Origin of the sequence: Tautonia sociabilis, assembly GCF_003977685.1 — a bacterium.
GTDB lineage: Bacteria > Planctomycetota > Planctomycetia > Isosphaerales > Isosphaeraceae > Tautonia > Tautonia sociabilis.
In genome coordinates this window covers 1-16283 of sequence record NZ_RYZH01000041.1, presented here as the reverse complement: position 1 = coordinate 16283, position 16283 = coordinate 1, and the positions used below count along the sequence as shown (strand labels likewise).

General features: G+C 71.1%; 11 protein-coding genes. 5 read left to right on the top strand and 6 right to left on the bottom strand.

From position 1 onward, the window contains the following. The first annotated feature begins 481 nt into the window (after positions 1-481). Together TsocGM_RS18815 and TsocGM_RS18810 are read left to right on the top strand one after the other, a co-directional pair. A complete protein-coding gene (locus TsocGM_RS18815) occupies positions 482-2887 on the top strand; it encodes a DUF1592 domain-containing protein (RefSeq protein ID WP_126727009.1) in 2406 nt (801 codons plus the stop codon). Between the two features lie 350 nt (positions 2888-3237). After that, positions 3238-4560 (top strand): DUF1552 domain-containing protein, encoded by a 1323-nt coding sequence (locus TsocGM_RS18810; protein ID WP_126727008.1) that lies wholly within the window; start codon positions 3238-3240, stop codon positions 4558-4560. Positions 4561-4878: 318 nt separating this feature from the next. On the opposite strand, the gene TsocGM_RS18805 is transcribed toward TsocGM_RS18810, so the two are convergent. The 6 genes from TsocGM_RS18805 to TsocGM_RS18780 form a co-directional block, all read right to left on the bottom strand. Further along, positions 4879-5412, bottom strand: a complete 534-nt coding sequence (locus TsocGM_RS18805; protein WP_126727007.1) for a di-heme oxidoredictase family protein — start codon at positions 5410-5412, stop codon at positions 4879-4881. Positions 5413-5477: 65 nt separating this feature from the next. After that, entirely contained in the window at positions 5478-6410 is a 933-nt protein-coding gene (locus tag TsocGM_RS18800) for a sulfotransferase domain-containing protein (protein ID WP_126727006.1), read from the bottom strand. Positions 6411-6945: 535 nt separating this feature from the next. After that, positions 6946-8907, bottom strand: coding sequence for a heavy metal translocating P-type ATPase (locus TsocGM_RS18795; protein ID WP_126727040.1), 1962 nt, complete (start codon positions 8905-8907; stop codon positions 6946-6948). Between the two features lie 272 nt (positions 8908-9179). Next, on the bottom strand, positions 9180-10481 hold the full coding sequence (locus tag TsocGM_RS18790; protein ID WP_126727005.1) for a HEAT repeat domain-containing protein: 1302 nt from the start codon (positions 10479-10481) through the stop codon (positions 9180-9182). A gap of 348 nt (positions 10482-10829) precedes the next feature. Further along, the gene (locus TsocGM_RS18785; RefSeq protein ID WP_126727004.1) at positions 10830-11714 is read right to left on the bottom strand and encodes a tetratricopeptide repeat protein; all 885 of its coding nucleotides are present in this window, start codon (positions 11712-11714) and stop codon (positions 10830-10832) included. Between the two features lie 153 nt (positions 11715-11867). After that, the gene (locus TsocGM_RS18780; protein WP_126727003.1) at positions 11868-12728 is read right to left on the bottom strand and encodes an ATP-binding protein; all 861 of its coding nucleotides are present in this window, start codon (positions 12726-12728) and stop codon (positions 11868-11870) included. Between the two features lie 227 nt (positions 12729-12955). Between TsocGM_RS18780 and TsocGM_RS18775 the strand changes: the two genes are divergently transcribed. The 3 genes from TsocGM_RS18775 to TsocGM_RS18765 all read left to right on the top strand — a co-directional run bounded on the left by TsocGM_RS18775 (position 12956) and on the right by TsocGM_RS18765 (position 15735). Beyond that, on the top strand, positions 12956-13672 hold the full coding sequence (locus tag TsocGM_RS18775) for a MotA/TolQ/ExbB proton channel family protein (protein ID WP_126727002.1): 717 nt from the start codon (positions 12956-12958) through the stop codon (positions 13670-13672). Positions 13673-13966: 294 nt separating this feature from the next. After that, positions 13967-14404 carry an ExbD/TolR family protein gene (locus TsocGM_RS18770; RefSeq protein ID WP_126727001.1) on the top strand — a complete coding sequence of 146 codons (438 nt, stop codon included), beginning with the start codon at positions 13967-13969 and terminating at the stop codon, positions 14402-14404. A gap of 143 nt (positions 14405-14547) precedes the next feature. Continuing rightward, entirely contained in the window at positions 14548-15735 is a 1188-nt protein-coding gene (locus TsocGM_RS18765; RefSeq protein ID WP_126727000.1) for a biopolymer transporter ExbD, read from the top strand. Positions 15736-16283: the final 548 nt, after the last annotated feature.

Below are 16283 nucleotides of genomic sequence, written 5' to 3'. Positions count from 1 at the left end.
GACGGGGCTTCGACCTCGCTGAGCCCGCTTCGACCGGCCGCTCCCGCATCATACCCCGACTCGGGGCGCCGCTCCACGCCCTGCGGGGGACCGCCCCGCCATCCTCCCGATCCGTCCCGGACCTCCCGTCGGGCCGATCCCCGGCCCACCGTCCCCCTTGCCCGCATCCTCGAAAACCGAGGATCGAAAACGACTTCCGGGCCCCGGCCGGGCGATCCGATGCGGGGAGCCGCCCGGCACCTGGCCCCGAAGTGATGCGGCCCGGGTGATTGAACCCTTGATCGGTGCCGATCGTATGGTGTAGAACAAGTGATAATCGAGATGCCAGGCCCGGAGGCCAGGACCGCCCGGCCCCGATCCTCCCTCCTGACGCTCCTTCCCTCCGCTGAAGGGCTCCCATGCCCGAGGCGATCCCCCGCTCCGAGATTGCCCTGCCCTCCCGGTCGGAACCGCTCGCCCCTCCTCCCCGGAGGTCCGCCCGATGACGATGCTCCCACCCCCCGCATCCCCCCGAAGGCCATTCGCCCCCCGGTCGGCGGCCTCGGCTTCCGCCTCCGCCTTGGCCGCCGTGGTGATGCTGCTCTGCGTCTCCCCGGCGCCGGCCCAGGAGGCCTCCCCCGAGGATCTGATCGCCCGAGGGGCCGAGATCTACCGGAACCAGTGCGCCGAGTGCCACGGCGACCACGGCGAGGGGACCGAGCTGGACTACCCCTACCCGCTCCAGGGAGACAAGACCATCGAGGGCCTCTCCCGGTACGTCGACGAGGAGATGCCCCCCGGCTTCGAGGAGGAGGTGGTCGGCGAGGACGCCGAGGCGGTCGCCCGGTACGTTTACGACGCCTTCTACTCCGAGATCGCCCGGGCCCGGAACGCCCCGGCCCGGATCGAGCTGTCCCGGCTGACCGTCGGCCAGTACCGCAACGCCGTGGCCGACCTGATCGGCGCCTTCCGGCCCGACCCCCAGCCCTGGGGAGACGAGCGCGGCCTGCACGCCGAGTACTACAACGGCCGCCGCGCCCGCCGAGACAGCCGGGTCATCGACCGCGTCGACCCCCAGATCGACTTCGACTTCGGCGTCGGCACCCCCGAGCCCGACAACGAGGCGTTCGACGAGCCCAACCGGTTCACAATCCGGTGGGAGGGGTCGCTGGTGCCCCCCGAGTCGGGCACCTACGACATCATCGTCCAGACCGAGCATTCGATCCGGGTCTGGGTCAACACCGACGACCAACCGCTGATCGACGGCTACGTCCAGTCCGGCGACATGACCGAGCACCGCGGCACGCTCCCCCTGCTGGCCGGCCGGCCGTACCGGCTCCGCGTCGAGTTCTCCAAGGCGATCCAGGGGGTGAACAAGGAGGACGAGGAGCAGCCCGAGATCCCGGCCTCGATCCGGCTGCTCTGGGTCCGCCCCCGAGGGGTGCCCGAGGTGATCCCGAGCCGGCACCTCTCGCCCGGCTGGGCCCCCGAGGTGTTCGTCTCCACCGCCCCCTTCCCGCCCGACGACCGCAGCGTCGGCTACGAGCGCGGCACCCGAATCTCCGCCGCCTGGGAGGAAGCCACGACCGAGGGGGCGATCGAGGCCGCCTCTTACGTGATGGAGCACCTCGACGAACTGGCCGGCGTCAAGCAGGACGACCCCGACCGCCCGGCCAAGCTCCGGGACTTCGCCTCCCGGTTCGTCGAACGCGCCTTCCGCCGCCCGCTGGACGACGAGCAGCGGGCCCTCTACCTCGACCGCCAGTTCGACGCCTCAGCCGACCCCGAGGAGGCCCTCAAGCGCGTCCTGCTGCTGACGCTCAAGTCTCCCCGGTTCCTCTACCTGGAGCCGGACAGCACGTTCGACGACTACGACGTCGCCTCCCGCATCTCCTTCGCCCTCTGGGACTCCCCCCCCGACGACCCGCTCCTGCAAGCCGCCGCCGAGGGCCGGCTCCGGACCCGGGAGCAGGTCGTCGAGCAGGCCCGCCGGATGGTCGGCGACCTGAAGACACGGGCCAAGCTGCTGGAGTTCTTCCACCTCTGGCTGAAGGTCGAGGACGCCCCAGACCTGGCCAAGGACCCCGAACGCTTCGCCGAGTTCTCCGACGCGGTGATCGCCGACCTGAGGACCTCCCTCGATCTGTTCCTCGATGAGGTCGCCTGGGGCTCCGACCACGCCGACTTCCGCCGCCTGCTGCTGGACGAGGAGCTGTTCCTCAACGGCCGTCTGGCCGCCTTCTACGGCGCCGACCTGCCGCCCGACTCCCCGTTCGCCAAAGTCGCCGACGAAGACCTGGGCCAGCGCGCCGGCGTCCTCTCGCACCCCTACCTGCTGGCCAACTTCGCGTACACCAGCACCAGCTCTCCGATCCACCGCGGCGTCTTCCTCGCCCGCAACGTGCTCGGCCAGCGGCTCCGGCCGCCGCCGGTGGCCGTGGCGCCGCTGGCTCCCGACCTGCACGCCGACCTGACGACTCGAGAACGCGTCACGCTCCAGACCAGCCCCACCGAGTGCATGTCCTGCCACGGCCTGATCAACCACCTCGGCTTCGCCCTGGAGCAGTACGACGCCGTCGGCCGGTACCGCTCCGAGGAGAACGGCAAGCCGATCGACGCCACCGGCCAGTACCGAACCCGAGCCGGCAACGACGTCTCCTTCGACGGCGCCCGCCAACTGGCCGAGTTTCTCGCCGCCAGCGAGGAGGTGCACGACGCCTTCGTCGAACAGCTCTTCCAGCACCTGGTCAAGCAGCCCGTCCGCGCCTTCGGCGCCGACACCCTCGCCTCCCTCCGCGACGACTTCGCCGGCCTCGACTACGACATCCGCGACCTGCTCGTCGCGATCGTCGCCCGCACCGCCCTGGTCCCTCGCCCAGACGAGGTGCTGGCGTCAGCTTCGCCATGAGCTGATCCGACACGGCGAATGACAATCGATCGCGAACCGACCAATGGCTTCTGAGAGATCACAAAGGTCAATGTCAATACCAGTGCCAAAGCCAAAGCCAAACCCAAAGCCCGTGCCAGAACGAACCGGCTGATGATTGATTGATGACGGATCGCCCCGGACCTGGAGGATGATCCGACCGGCGGGCAGCGGCGGTCGTCCTGAAAACGGCGGCCGTTGCCTCCCGGTAGCCATCGGCCCGCATCGGCCCCCCCCGACGCCGTCCCGAACCGATCCCCAGCCCGGCGGCCGGCCCCTGAGCGCAGCGGCCCCGTCCGGCGAGATTCCGAGACCCGGAGAGGACGACCCCCATGGCCCGGACCACCACCCGCCGAGACTTCGTCCGCCGCCTCGGCATCGGCAGCGCCGCGTTGCCGTTCATCCTGAACCTGCCGAGCCTGGGCTTCGCGAACCAGTCGGCGCGCAAGCAGCGGCTGATCATCATGTTCAGCCCCAACGGCGTCTTCCCCGACACCTTCTGGCCGGATGAGGAAGGATCGGACTTCACGCTTAAGCCGATCCTCAAGCCGCTGGAGCCGTTCAAGGACCGGATGCTCACCCTGCACGGCGTCTGCGACAAGGTCCGGGGAGACGGCGACAACCACATGCGGGGCATCGGCTGCCTGCTGACCGGCGTCGAGCTGTTCCCGGGCAACATCCAGGGCGGCTCGCACACCCCGGCCGGCTGGGCCAGCGGGCTGTCGATCGATCAGGAGATCAAGAACTTCCTCCAGGCCAACGAGGCGACCCGCACCCGGTTCGGCTCGCTGGAATTCGGCGTCATGGTCCCCGACCGGGCCGACACCTGGACGCGCATGTCCTACGCCGGCCCGAACCAGCCGCTGGCACCGATCGACGACCCGTACCAGATGTTCAACAAGCTCTACGGCCGCCTGAAGGACCGAGAGAGCCTCAAGAGCATCCTGGACGACCTGCGGGACGACCTCGCCAAGGTCCGCTCCGCCGTCGGTGCCGAGGACCGCCGCCTGCTCGACGAGCACACGACCTTCGTCCGCGAGATGGAGCAGCAGCTCTCCTCCGCCAGCCTCGCCGACGTCGGCCACGCCGTGCCCGAGCTGGAGCCGGGCCTCGACGACGCCGAGAACGACGACATGCCCCGCGTCACCAAGGCTCAGATCGACCTGCTGGTCAACAGCTTCGCCGCCGACTTCGCTCGCGTGGCCACCTTCCAGATCACCAACTCCGTCGGCCAGCCGAAGATGCGCTGGATCGGCATCGAGGAGGGGCACCACGAGCTCTCCCACGAGCCGGACAGCAACGAGGAGGCCGTCGACAAGCTCACTCGAATCAACACCTGGTACTGCGAGCAGCTCGCCTACCTCGCCAAGCGGCTCGACGAAACCCCCGAGCCGGGCGGCGAGGGCTCCCTGCTGGACAACACGACGATCGTCTGGACCAACGAGCTGGGCAAGGGGAACTCCCACACGATGGACAACATCCCCTTCGTCCTCGTCGGCGGCGGGCTCGGCTTCAAGATGGGCCGATCGCTCAAGTACAAGGATGTCTATCACAACCGCCTGCTGATGGCCCTCGCCCACGGCTTCGGCCACCACATCGAAACCTTCGGCAACCCTGACTTCTGCGGCGACGGCCCGCTGCACGATCTGATCTGATTTCCGATCTTCCGATCAGATCAGAGATCAGATTCAATTTGATCTCTGATCTGATCTGATCTGATTACCGATCTTCCGATCAGATCAGAGATCAGATTCAATTTGATCTCTGATATGATCCGATCTGATCTGATCCGATCTGATCTGATCTTTCAATCCGATCAGGGATCAGATCTTCCGATCCGATTGAATCCGAACCCCGCCCGATCGGTCCAAAGCCTCGCCGCGCGATCGGCGCGGCCAACCGGCCGCCTCGCCTCTCCCCCCGGGGGGGCCCGGCGGCCGGTTCGCCTTGATCCCGGGAGACACCTTCCGGGATCAGTCGGCGCCGATTCCCTCGGGCCCGGCGATCTCCTCGGGAGGGGCGGCCAGGGAGAGCAGGAGCGCCGCGAGCTGCTCCTTGCGGCGGTCGTGGAGCTGGGCGAAGCGTCGGGAGGCGGGGGACCCCTGGCCGTCGTGCAGGAGGATGGCCTCGGAGATCGTCGCGGCCCGGCCGTCGTGCAGGTAGGGAGCGGAGTCGCGCAGGACCCAGAGCGGCGGCGTGCGCCACTCGGTCTCGTCGGCCGGGGCCGGGGCCGGGGCCGGCGGGGCGGGGCGGGCGCTGAAGGCGATGGAGGTGCCGGTGTCGACCAGCCGGGGGCCCATGTCGTGCAGCAGCGGGTCGCTGGAGAACCCCTCCACCCCGCCGAGGTCGGGGACGTGGCACGAGCAGCGGCCGATCGACCGGAAGGCGGCGGCACCGGCGTCCACCCGGGCGTGGTCCTCGTCGTCGGCCGAGGCGATCCGGGCCGACTCCCGAGGCGCCCGGCCGATCCCTCCGATCAAGACGCACCGAGTCGGGAGACGATCCACACCATCCTCCGATTCGGACCCGCCCCGGCCCGACCCGCCGGGCCCTCCGGGCTCGGGGAGCGCGCTCACCGGTACTTGGCGAGCCAGGGGGAGAGGTCGTTGCCGGTGAGCTCGGCCAGCTCGGGGAAGGTGGCGGAGAAGCGCTCGATCAGCCGGGCTCTCGTCTCGGGGGCCATCGGGCGGGGCTGGTGGGAGGCCTCGAGCCGCTTGCCGATCGGAGAGCGTTTCATCAGCCCGTAGAACGCCTCCCGAGCGGCGATGCGCACCGGGTCGGGCAGACTCTTAACCAGGGCCCGGATCGCCCGGGGGCGGGTCACCGGCCCGATCAGGCGGGTGCGGAGGAAGCCGTCAACGCGACGGTCCCTCGAGTTGGCCCGCAGCGTCGGGTCGAGCGTCATTCCGGGGGTCGGCTCGAGCCCGAGGAAGCGCAGGACCCGGCCGACGACCGCCTCGGGGTCATTGTTCAGGTCCTCGGTCAGGAGGGCGAGGATCTGCTCTCGGGGGAAGTGCTTCAGGTACGCCTTGAGGACCGCCAGGTAGTCGCTCGAATCGACGATGAACGGCAGGAGCTCGACGGCCTGCTCAAAGGTCAGGCCCTCCAGCGAGACCGGCTCGTCGGCCACGTCCTGGAGCTGCAGGTAGTTGCTGTAGGCCCGGGAGACCGGCTCTCGCATCAGGTAGATGATCCTGGTGTCGGGCCTGACCTCGGCGATCTGGCGGGCGGTGGGCTCGGCCCAGTGCAGGCGGGAGTAATGCGTCGAGATGTCGCCGACGAGCTGGTCGTCCGCCGCCCCGGCGTGGATCGAGCGGTACCAGTCCAGCCCTCGGGCGCGGTGGTAGGTGTAAAACGACGGCTCGTCGTCGCGCACAAACACCTTTGGATGCGCCGAGAGGTGCCGGCGCAGGGTGTTGGTGGCCGCCTTGGCCGACCCGATGACGACAAAATCCGGCAGGCGGCCCGGCCGGGCCGGCGTACACTCGAGGCCTTGGGTCTCCATGCTCGGATCCGGGCTCCGCGGGGGCTTCGGTGAGGATGCTCCCGATCGCTCGACGTCACGCCAGGGAGCGGGTCGGACCGCCTCGGGGGGGAGCCGACGGACGAGGCCGGAGGGGCCAGGCCCGATCGCAACCCGCCGGGGGAACCGCCCCGGGTCAATTATGGCGTCCGGGCCCGAGACGATGCAACGCCGGCCGCGGCCGCGTGTTGCCGCGACGCCATGCCGGCTCCCGGTGATCCCCCCTTGGCTCCCGCTGGGAGCCGCTCGAGGCCGTCCCCTCGACTCGGCCGGGGTCCCTGCCGCGGCCGGCGGCGTCCGGGCGGGGCGATCGCGTTTCGGGCGGCCCCGGCATCGTCGCCCGGGGAACAGTGCGGCCTGAATCGGTACCGGGCCGGGCCGGGCCTGGGCGCGCCGCCCCACCAGCGATGGGCGACCGCCGCCCAGGCCGAGGGGACCGGGCGGACAGAATCGTCAGGTTCGGATCTGATTCGAAGATCACTCCCGATTGCCGGTCGGCGGTCCCCGCGATCCGGCCTCAGGGAGAGCCGGCGGCGGCGGCGGGATCGGGATCCGCCTCGGTTTCGGCCTCGGCCTCGTCGCCGGGCTCGAAGTCGGTCAGCGACCGGGGCGGGAAGGTGACGCGCAGCGCGTTGACCACGGCGAGGACGTCGATCACCTCCTGCGTGATCGCCCCCGCCACGGGGGGGAGGTAGCCGATCGCGGCGACGAGCATCCCCACCAGGCTCATCGCCATGCCGCCGAGGGCGCTCTGGAGGATGATCGTGCGCAGGCGTCGGCTGATGTGGAGGAATTCGTCGACCTTCGAGAGCGAGGTGTCCAGGATGACCGCTCCGGCGGCCTCGGCGGTGATGTCGCTGTTCTGGCCGAAGGCGATGCCCACGGTGGCGGCCGTCAGGGCGGGGGCGTCGTTGATCCCGTCGCCGAGGAAGACGGTCGGCGCCCGGCTCGTCTCCTGGCGGACGATCGCCACCTTCTGCTCGGGGGACTGCGCGGCGAAGACCTCGCCGATGCCGACGCGGTCGGCCAGGTAGCGGACCTCGGACTCTCGGTCGCCGGAGACGATCAGCACGCGGTCGAACCGGTGCTTCGGCCCGAGGTGGCCGACGAACGAGGCCCCCTCGGTTCTCGGCTCGTCCCGGAACCGGAAGGTGGCGGCGTACCGGCCATCGATGGCGGCGACGCACTCCATCCCCTCGGCCACCGGCGGCAGGTCCTTCGCGGCCTCGGGGTACTGGGCGAGCAGTTGCTTGCGGCTGGAAACCTCGATCGATCGGCCGTCGACCGTGCCGCGCAGCCCCTGTCCCGGGCGCTCCTCGACCTGAGCGGCGTCGACCAGCCCTCCCCGCCGGCGGGCCTCGGCCAGGATCGCGCCGGAGAGCGGGTGCTTGGAGTAGCGCTCCAGGCTGCCCACCAGGCGGAGGACCTCCTCCTCGTCGTACCCGGGGGCGGGGAGGATCTCGGTCAGCCGGGGGGCGCCGTAGGTCAGAGTGCCGGTCTTGTCGAAGATGGCGGTCCGGCAGGTATCGATCGCCTCCAGCACGGCCGGGTCCTTGATGATGATCCCGCGGCGGGCCGCCAGCGAGATCGCCCCGATGATCCCCACCGGAATGGCGATCAGGAGCGGGCAGGGGGTGGCCACCACCAGCACCGCCAGGAACCGCACCGCGTCTCCGCTGGCCAGCCAGGCGAGCAGGGCGATCGCCACGGCCAGCGGCGTGTACAGGGCGCCAAGCGTGTCCCCCAGGCGACGGATGCGGGGGCGGCGCTGCTCGGAGGCGCGCATCACCTCCATGACCTTGGCGTATCTCGAATCGACGGCGCGTTTCTCCGCCCGGATGGTCAGGGCCGACCGGCCGTTGATCGCCCCCGAGATGACCGGGGAGCCGGGAGCCTTGGACATCCGGTACGGCTCTCCGGTCAGGAACGCCTCGTCCATCGAGCCGTGCCCCTCGACCACCATGCCGTCGACCGGGCAGATCTCGTGCGGGAAGACGACCAGCTCGTCCCCGACGGCCACGTCGTCCAGCGGCACGTCGACCACCTCCCCGCCGGCCTCCTTGCGGTGGGCGACCGAGGGCATGCGCCTGGCCAACGCCTCCAGCACCGACGAGGCGCTGCGGACGGCATACGCCTCGATCGCCTCTCCCCCCGAGAGCATCAGCACGACGAAGGCGCCGGCCAGGTACTCGCCGAGGATCACCGAGGTGACGATCGAGAGCCCCGCCAGCAGGTCCGAGCCGAACTCGCGCCGAAGCGCCTTCCCCAGCAGGTTCAGCACCAGCGGACCCCCGCCGAACACCAACGCCGCCAGCAGCGGAAGCCGATCGACCGGCACCCCCCCGATCTCTCCCGCCCCCCCCACCCCGAACCGGAGAACCAGGTGCAGCGCGATCATCGCCGCCGACACCCCCGCGATGATCGCCGACGACCGGCTCACCCCCTCCGGCTTCGGCTCGTCGCGATCGGGCGTCTTCATGGTGGCGTGCTCCGGGTCGATCGGGTTGAGGGGAGGGGGGGATCGTGACGGATGATTGATGATAGATGGCAAAACAAAAATTATAATAAAAAACAAATAGAAAAAATAAAAAAGCAAATAACAGAAACGAGGTCGGCGCGGCGGGGGCGGGCGGAGGGCGGTCAACCGGGGAGGGAGGCATGGGTCCGGAGGGAGGCGGCTGAGGCGTTCCGATCGGGTCCCGATCCGCGGTCGGCTGCCGGCCGCTTCGGGCTGGCAGGGGCCTTCGGGCCTCAGGCATCCGAGATCGCCGCGTCCCCGTCCTCGCCGAACCCCAGCAGCCGGCGCCCCTCGGCCACCGAGCGCGAGGCGGGGGCGCGGGGGTCGTCCTCGACCTGCAATTCCCAGCAGCAGTGGAGGGCGTAGATGTCCTCGGGGGGCATCTCGGGGGAGGTCTCGCCGAAGAGGGCGAAGGTGATCGAGCCGACGACGCCGACCCCCTTCCCCTCGACCTGCCCCGGCTCGGCGGGGGCGTAGCGGTAGCGGAAGATCCAGAGGCGGCGGAGGTCGCTCGTCGGGGGCCAGAGCAGCTCCCGGGTGTCGACCAGGGCGATCTCGTCCGGGGGGCGGCCGAACTCCATCGGGTGGCTGAGCCAGTCGACCATCTTGGCCATGGCCTCGAAGTTCGGTTCGGTGCAGCGCTCGGGCACGGCGTCGTGTCGGTCGAGCTCTTGCAGATACAGGCGAGCCTGGAGGCTGTGGTTGAGGTCCAGGCACATCCTCGAGAGGAACCGGACCCCCGCCTCGCTGCCCAGCCGGGCCGAGGCCCAGGCCCCTTCCATCTGCACCCGGGCAGACGGGTGGTCCATCGCCAGGGCCAGCAACGGCTCTCGGTCCGAGGCGCCCAGCGACGGCAGGGCGGCCGCGGCGCGATGGGCGCGGTCGAAGCGGTCGGGGTCGGAGTCCCGGAGGAAGTCCAGCAGCCGGGCGCGCCCCTCGGGGGTGTCGAACGGGTGGTCGTCGATGAACCCCGCTCGGGCCAGGGTGTTGGCGAAGTCGAGGTAGGCGATGCCGGCGAAGCCGCCGGGGAGCGGGTCGCGCAGGCGGTCGCAGAGGGTCAGTCGCAGCGGGTGCTGCTGGTCGAAGGTGCGGAAGATGACCTCCCAGAGGTAGGCGTCGTCCAGCCCCGGCGTGCGCGCCGCCCGGCCAATCAGCTCGACCGCCTCCGGCACCCGGTACAGCCCCAGCACCTTCAGCGCGAAGGCGATCAGCCCCCGGCGGGCCTCGGTCCCGGCGTCGGGAGCCTCCAGCAGCCGGCCGACCAGCGCCGAGAGCCTCGGCACGCCGCGCTCGACGACCACCTCGTAGGCCTGCCTCGTCTCGATCCCCTGCAACAGGCCGAGCACCGCGTGCAGGGGGGATCGGGTGGCCGAGTCGTCGGGGGGCTCGGGGGGGAGGCGGTCGATCGCCTCGCAGACGGCCAGGGCGTCGGCCGGGTCGGCCAGCGAGACGTCTCCCAGGGCGTGGATCTCGGCGGCCAGGTCGGCCCCGGGGGAGAGACCTCGGGCGATGGCGTCGCGCAGGGGAGAAGGCATGGCGGGGCGTTCCGTCGGGCAGGAAGGCAGAGCAAGCGGGCACCGCCTCGCATTATAGGGGCAATCCCCCCCGTCGTCCGGTCGTCGGACTCAGGACGCCGCGACGACCCCGAACCCGACCCCTGCTCCTCCCGGCCGGCCGCCCATCACGCTCGCGACCGCCAACGCCCCGAAGGCCTCCTGGACAGCGGCCGGGTCCCGCCTTCGCTCCGCAGAACGACCGGGCAAGGGCAGAACCAGGAAGCCCGATCCGACGCGGTCGGGACGACGGTCGGGGAGGCGGCCCGCCGATGGCGATGACGCCAGCGCCGGATCGTCGTCGGGTCGTCCTTCGCCCGGCGAGCCTCGTCAGAGGACGAACGACAGCTTCCGCCGGTAGTCGACGGCGACGGGGTCGTCCGGCGGCAGCAGGTTGAAGATCGCCAGCATCGTCTGCCGGGCCTGCTCGCCGACGCCCTGGCGGTCGCGCTCGACCAGGTCGAGACAGATGGCCAGGGCCTCCTCGTGCTGGCCGGCGGCGGCGAGGGCCTCGGCCAGCTTGAAGCGGGCGAGCAGGTCGTCGGGCTTCGCCTCGGCCTCGGCGCGGGCGGCGGCGAGGTCCCCAGCGTCGGCCGCGGCGGCGTCGAGGGCCAGGCGGGCCTTGACGGCCTCGGCCTCCGGCTCCAGAAAGCCCCGGCGTTCCAGCTCGGCGATCTGCTGGCGGGCCTCTTCCTGCTGGCCCTGGGCCTCCAGCACGCGAGCCAGGCCAATGCGGGCCTTCGCCTCGCGGGGGTCCCGCTCGATGGCCTCTCGGTAGCGGGCCTCGGCGGCGGCGGGATCGGAGGCCTCCAGGGCGGCGGCCTCGGCGGCCAGCCGCTGGGCGGGGGAGGGCAGCAGGCGGTCGAGCCACTGGCGGATCATCGCCTCGGACTGGACGCCGACGAAGGCGTCGACGATCTGGCCGTCTCGGAGGCCGAACACGGCCGGGATGCCCTGCACGCCGAACGCGGCGGCAATGTCGCCGAGCTGTTCGGTGTCGGCCTTCACCAGCACGAACGCGCCGTGATATTCACGCGCCAGCTTCTCCAGCACCGGGCCGAGCATCCGGCAGGGGCCGCACCACTCGGCCCAGAAGTCGACCACGACGGGGACCGACTTCGACCGCTCGATGACCTGGCGCTCGAACCCCTCCCGGGTGGCCTCGACGATCACGTCGATCTCGGGGGTGTCTCCAACGTTCTCGGGACTGCTCATGACAACTCGGGGGGCTGGGCGTGCAGTGCGAATCGAATCGAATTCCCTGGCGCTTGGAGATGCCCGACGGCGAAACCGACACCACCTCCGCCGACCGCCAGCCGGGTCGGCCGCCCCTTCTGCCCTCCGGCATCCCCCCCATCGGCGATCCGATCAGTCCCCCTCGGGCAGCCCGACGGCGCCGGTGGACTCGAACCGCTTGACCAGGGTGACTTCGTTCCCCTTGTCATTGTAGCGGAATTCGTCGACGAGGCCCCGGGCGAGCATGATGCCGAAGCCGCCCTCTCGGATCCCCAGCTCGTTGCGGACGTCCAGGTGGGCGATGGGGTCGTCGGGCTGGGCGGCGTGGGGGACGTGCTGGGGGTCGAAGCCGGGCCCCTGGTCCTGGATGATCAGGGTGACGTTGTCGGGCTCGATCCGGTAGATGATCCGGAGCGTCAGGTCCGCGTTCTTGCGGTGGCCCCACTCGATGGCGTTGGAGCCCATCTCCATCACGGCCTGCTTCAGATCCTTGACCTGGCGCTCGGTCAGCGGGGTGCGGGCGTAGAGATCCGTGAGCATGTCGTTCAACTCGGCGAGGTAGTCCGTCTCGCTGCGGATATCGAACTGAATCTCGCCGGCGGTGCCACGGTTCATATGTTCGCCCCTCCAGGCCAGCGCGCGATCCATCACCTCGTACAGCTGCGCCGGGGTGAACGGCTTGGTCAGGTAGGCGTTGGCTCCCACTCGGACGCCGCGCACGCGGTTGTCCTGGGCGTGCAGGGCGGTGACCATCACGATGGGGATGAGGTTGGTGGCGCGGCGGCGCTTCAGCCGGGCGCACACCTCGTAGCCGTCGACGTCGGGCAACATCACGTCGAGCAGGATCAACTCCGGCTCGTGCCGCTGGACGGCCTCGAGGACCGATCCCCCGTCGAAGACCTGGACCGGCCGGTCGTTGCGGGCCTGGACGAGCCCGGCCATCAGGTCGTTGGCGTCGCGCTCGTCGTCGACGATCAGCACGGTGCGCGGCATGGGCACGCGGTCCCCGACTTCGGGTCGTTTCCGGACGGGCGGTCATTGTCGCGCGCCGCCTCCCCCGAAGCAAGGCGCAGTCCGTCGGGGTCTTGCGGCGCCAGGGCCCCGATCCAAGAATAAGACGCCGGGCCGCCCGCGGTCGAACCCGTCTCCGACGGCCGGCCCGCGCCTCCGATCCGACCCGCACCACTCGCACCGTCCCGATCGTCGACCCGAGGCCGTGCATGGACATCTCGCTGCTGCTGAAGCTCCTCGGCTACGGCATCTACGTGGCCCAGGCCCTGCTTGCCATCTGGGGCACCTACAACGCGGTGATGGTCTACCGGGGGATCGGCAAGCGCACCCTCGACGACGCCCACGCCGCCCAGCTCCTCGAACAGGTCGCCGCGCTCGTCGGCAAGACCGGCCAGGTTCGGGAGGCCGTCGACCTCTGCAACCGGCCCCCCTACTGGCATACCACCCTGGCGCAGCTGGTCGGCGTCGGCCTGGAGAACCTGCACAAGGGCCTGGCCAAGATCAAGCAACTGTTGGTCATGGAGTTCCACACCCAGGTGATCTCCGCGATGGAGAACCGCCTGGCCTCGGTGGTCACCGCCGCCAAGCTCGCCCCCTTGCTGGGGCTGCTGGGCACGGTCATCGGCATGATCGGCGCCTTCGGCAACGTCGGCGCCGGCCAGCGCGCCACCGACCCCGGCAGCCAGCTGGCCGCCTCGATCGCCCTGGGCCTGTGGACCACCGCCGTCGGCCTGATCATCGCCTCGCCGCTGATGCTCCTGGCCAACGACCTCCAGGGACGCCTCCGCAAGCTCCGGGACACCACCGAACGCCAGCTCCAGGGCTTCCTCGACTTCCTCGAGGCCGAGGAGACCCGCCGCACCAGCGGCCGGGCCTCCTCCCCCCGCCCCGGCTCCGGCACCGTCCGCGCCGTGCTGCCGAGGTGACGGCGACGGGACGGCCGGGGCCAGCGGAGGGCAGGGCGAGGGATCTCGGCTCCCGGGCCGGGAGGCCGATGCCTTCGGCCCGGCCAGGGCCGACCTCCCCTCGACGCCCCCCCCTGTCCAGAGGAGCCGATGCCCGCTCCCGATCGTCCCCTCGGAGGCCCGAGGCCATCCCCCTCCCGAGCCCCGGTCTTCCGGCATCGGCCCACACCCATCAGCGATCGGTCATCCGATCATCGGTCATCGGTCATCGGTTCTGGGTCATCCGCCCTCCCCCCGTCCGAGGCTCCCGTCGCCATGCTGCTGCAACGCCAGGTCCGCTCGCCGCTCGACGCCGCCATCGACCTGACGCCGATGGTTGACGTGGTCTTCCAGCTCCTGATCTTCCTGATGCTCACCTACCGGGCCTCGGCCCAGGCCGAGGTCGAGCTGCCGCCGGCGGTCTACGGCACCGGGGTGGAGGAGACCCTGGCGACCAACCTGACGCTCGTCCCCCGGCCCGGCGGGGGGGTGGCCGTCTTCTCGGGCATGAGTACCGACCCGGCCGACGCGCTTGACTCTCCCGAGGCCATCCGGGAGGCGGTCGCCGAGGGGGTCCGCCGCGGCCGTCGCCACGTCGTTCTCCAGGCCGACGGCGCCGTCTCCCACGGCGAGGTCCTCCGCGTCGGCTCGATCGTCGCCGAGGTCGAGGGGATCATCCTCCACCTGGGCGTCGAGGACGCCAACCAGTCGTAGCCTCCTCCCCGTCTCGACCCGGCCTCGATCCCCTTCGCCTCCCTCCCTCGGGCGGGGGCGATCCCCCAACCGGGCCTCCTCCCCCGGGAGCCGGCTCCCTCGGACCGCCCGGCCGACCCCAAACCCTCGCTCCCCCGACGCTCATGGCCACCTGGGACATCTTCCACTCCGACCGCCTGGAAGTCGAACGCGACCTGAGCACCGAGGCCGTCCGGGCCGGGGTGGCCTCGGGGGCGATCCGGGCGGACGACCTGGCCCGGCCCGCCGGATCGGGCGCGCCCTGGGTCCGGGTCGCCGACGCGCCAGGGCTGTTCCCCGCTCCCCCGGCCGGCCCGGATCTCCCCGGCGAGGGCCCTCCGCCGACGGCCTCCGGCGACTCCTCCCGGTCGTTCCCCTCGGCCTCCTTCGAGACGGAGGAGTCCGTGCCCGTCCCCGACTGGGCCCGGGCCATCGATCCGGATGCCTGGCCTTCCCCCGCACCGGCCGACCTCCGCCCCCCGGCCCCGGGGTCCGTCCCCGACCCGACCTCGGATCTCGGTCCCGTCCCCCCCCCTCCGACCGCCCCCGGCCTCTCCGAGGGCCTCGACGATGACGACGAGCTCGACCTCGACGCCGACGCCCTCGGGCCGGTCTTCGACGCCCAGTTCGCCGACGAGGACGCGGAGGACGAGGACGAGGGCCACGAGCCCGAGCCGATCGCCGGGGCCGACCTGGCCGCCGAGGCCGGCTTCCGCTTCGATCGCCAGGAGCCGCCGACCGTCGAACTCCGCCGCTCCTCCCCCGTTGCCGACGCCGACGCCGACGAGCCTGGCGTCGAGGAGCCCGCCCCCCTCGGCCCCGAGCCCGAGCCCTTCGACCCGCTCGACGAGGACGAGGAGGCCGCCGCCTTCACCCTCGCCGCCGACCCCCCCGACCAGCCCGACGAGATCGACCTGACGGCCATGGTCGACGTCGCCTTCCAGCTCGTCCTCTTCTTCCTCGTCACCGCCACCACACTCTACTTCAAGACCCTGGAGATCCCCTCCCCCGAGCCCGACGACCCCGACGCCGTCGCCCAGCAAATGCGCACGCTCGACGAGCTGCTCGACCAGTACATCCTGGTCGAGATCGACCCCGCCGGCCGAGTCTCCGTCGATCGGGAGCCCATCGACCCCGCCCAGTTGGCCGACCGCCTCCGCCAGGTCCGCGCCGACACCCTCCGCTCCGGCATGCTCCTGATGGCCGATTTCACCACCCCTCACCGCAACGCCGTGCTCGCCGTCGACGCGGCCAACGCCGTCGGCCTCCAGATCGCCATCGCCAAGCCCTCCGCCCCGGCCGAGATCGAGTGACCGGAACCCCTCCCGACGGCGATCATCTGGGAGAGGACACCGGCCCTCCGGCGGCGTCCGTCGTCCGTCCCGATCCTTGGCAACCTGGCAGGAGCAATCCCCTCGCTCGACCCCCAGGCGCGACCCTCCCGGCGCCGATCGAGGGCGTCGGCCGCTCGGCTCGAGTCGATCGGCCGACCGGCGCGGTCGTCAGCGACGGAGCGAACCCATTTCGTGCCGTGTCGGTCGGGCGGGAAGGCGACGTAACTCACTGATAAAACAATGGTTGCGTCCAATGGCCGCCGAGAGGGCGGTCCACGCGCCGGAGCGCACCGATCGTCTCCCGGGTCGCCGCTCCGCCCCTCCCCGGGACGGGAAGGCGGCGCTCGATCGGAGCGGAGCCAAGCCGGATGGCCGCCGCGCGACGGCCGCCGGAACGAACCCATCTATGAGAGGGGGACTGTCAAGCTGCCGGTGCAGGTTCGGTGGGCTCGGGGCCCCGGCACCTCCCCCTCGCCGTCGGCGTCGGTCGGCCTGCCCGTCCCAGACCACGCCCACCAGCGATGCGG

What these genes read in the sequence shown, in the direction of transcription:
- TsocGM_RS18785 (WP_126727004.1), bottom strand. Translation starts at nt 11,714, where the DNA reads ATGAGCAGTCCCGAGAACGTTGGAGACACCCCCGAGATCGACGTGATC.
- TsocGM_RS18795 (WP_126727040.1), bottom strand. Translation starts at nt 8,907, where the DNA reads ATGAAGACGCCCGATCGCGACGAGCCGAAGCCGGAGGGGGTGAGCCGG.
- TsocGM_RS18815 (WP_126727009.1), top strand. Translation starts at nt 482, where the DNA reads ATGACGATGCTCCCACCCCCCGCATCCCCCCGAAGGCCATTCGCCCCC.
- TsocGM_RS18810 (WP_126727008.1), top strand. Translation starts at nt 3,238, where the DNA reads ATGGCCCGGACCACCACCCGCCGAGACTTCGTCCGCCGCCTCGGCATC.
- TsocGM_RS18780 (WP_126727003.1), bottom strand. Translation starts at nt 12,728, where the DNA reads ATGCCGCGCACCGTGCTGATCGTCGACGACGAGCGCGACGCCAACGAC.
- TsocGM_RS18775 (WP_126727002.1), top strand. Translation starts at nt 12,956, where the DNA reads ATGGACATCTCGCTGCTGCTGAAGCTCCTCGGCTACGGCATCTACGTG.
- TsocGM_RS18770 (WP_126727001.1), top strand. Translation starts at nt 13,967, where the DNA reads ATGCTGCTGCAACGCCAGGTCCGCTCGCCGCTCGACGCCGCCATCGAC.
- TsocGM_RS18790 (WP_126727005.1), bottom strand. Translation starts at nt 10,481, where the DNA reads ATGCCTTCTCCCCTGCGCGACGCCATCGCCCGAGGTCTCTCCCCCGGG.
- TsocGM_RS18800 (WP_126727006.1), bottom strand. Translation starts at nt 6,410, where the DNA reads ATGGAGACCCAAGGCCTCGAGTGTACGCCGGCCCGGCCGGGCCGCCTG.
- TsocGM_RS18765 (WP_126727000.1), top strand. Translation starts at nt 14,548, where the DNA reads ATGGCCACCTGGGACATCTTCCACTCCGACCGCCTGGAAGTCGAACGC.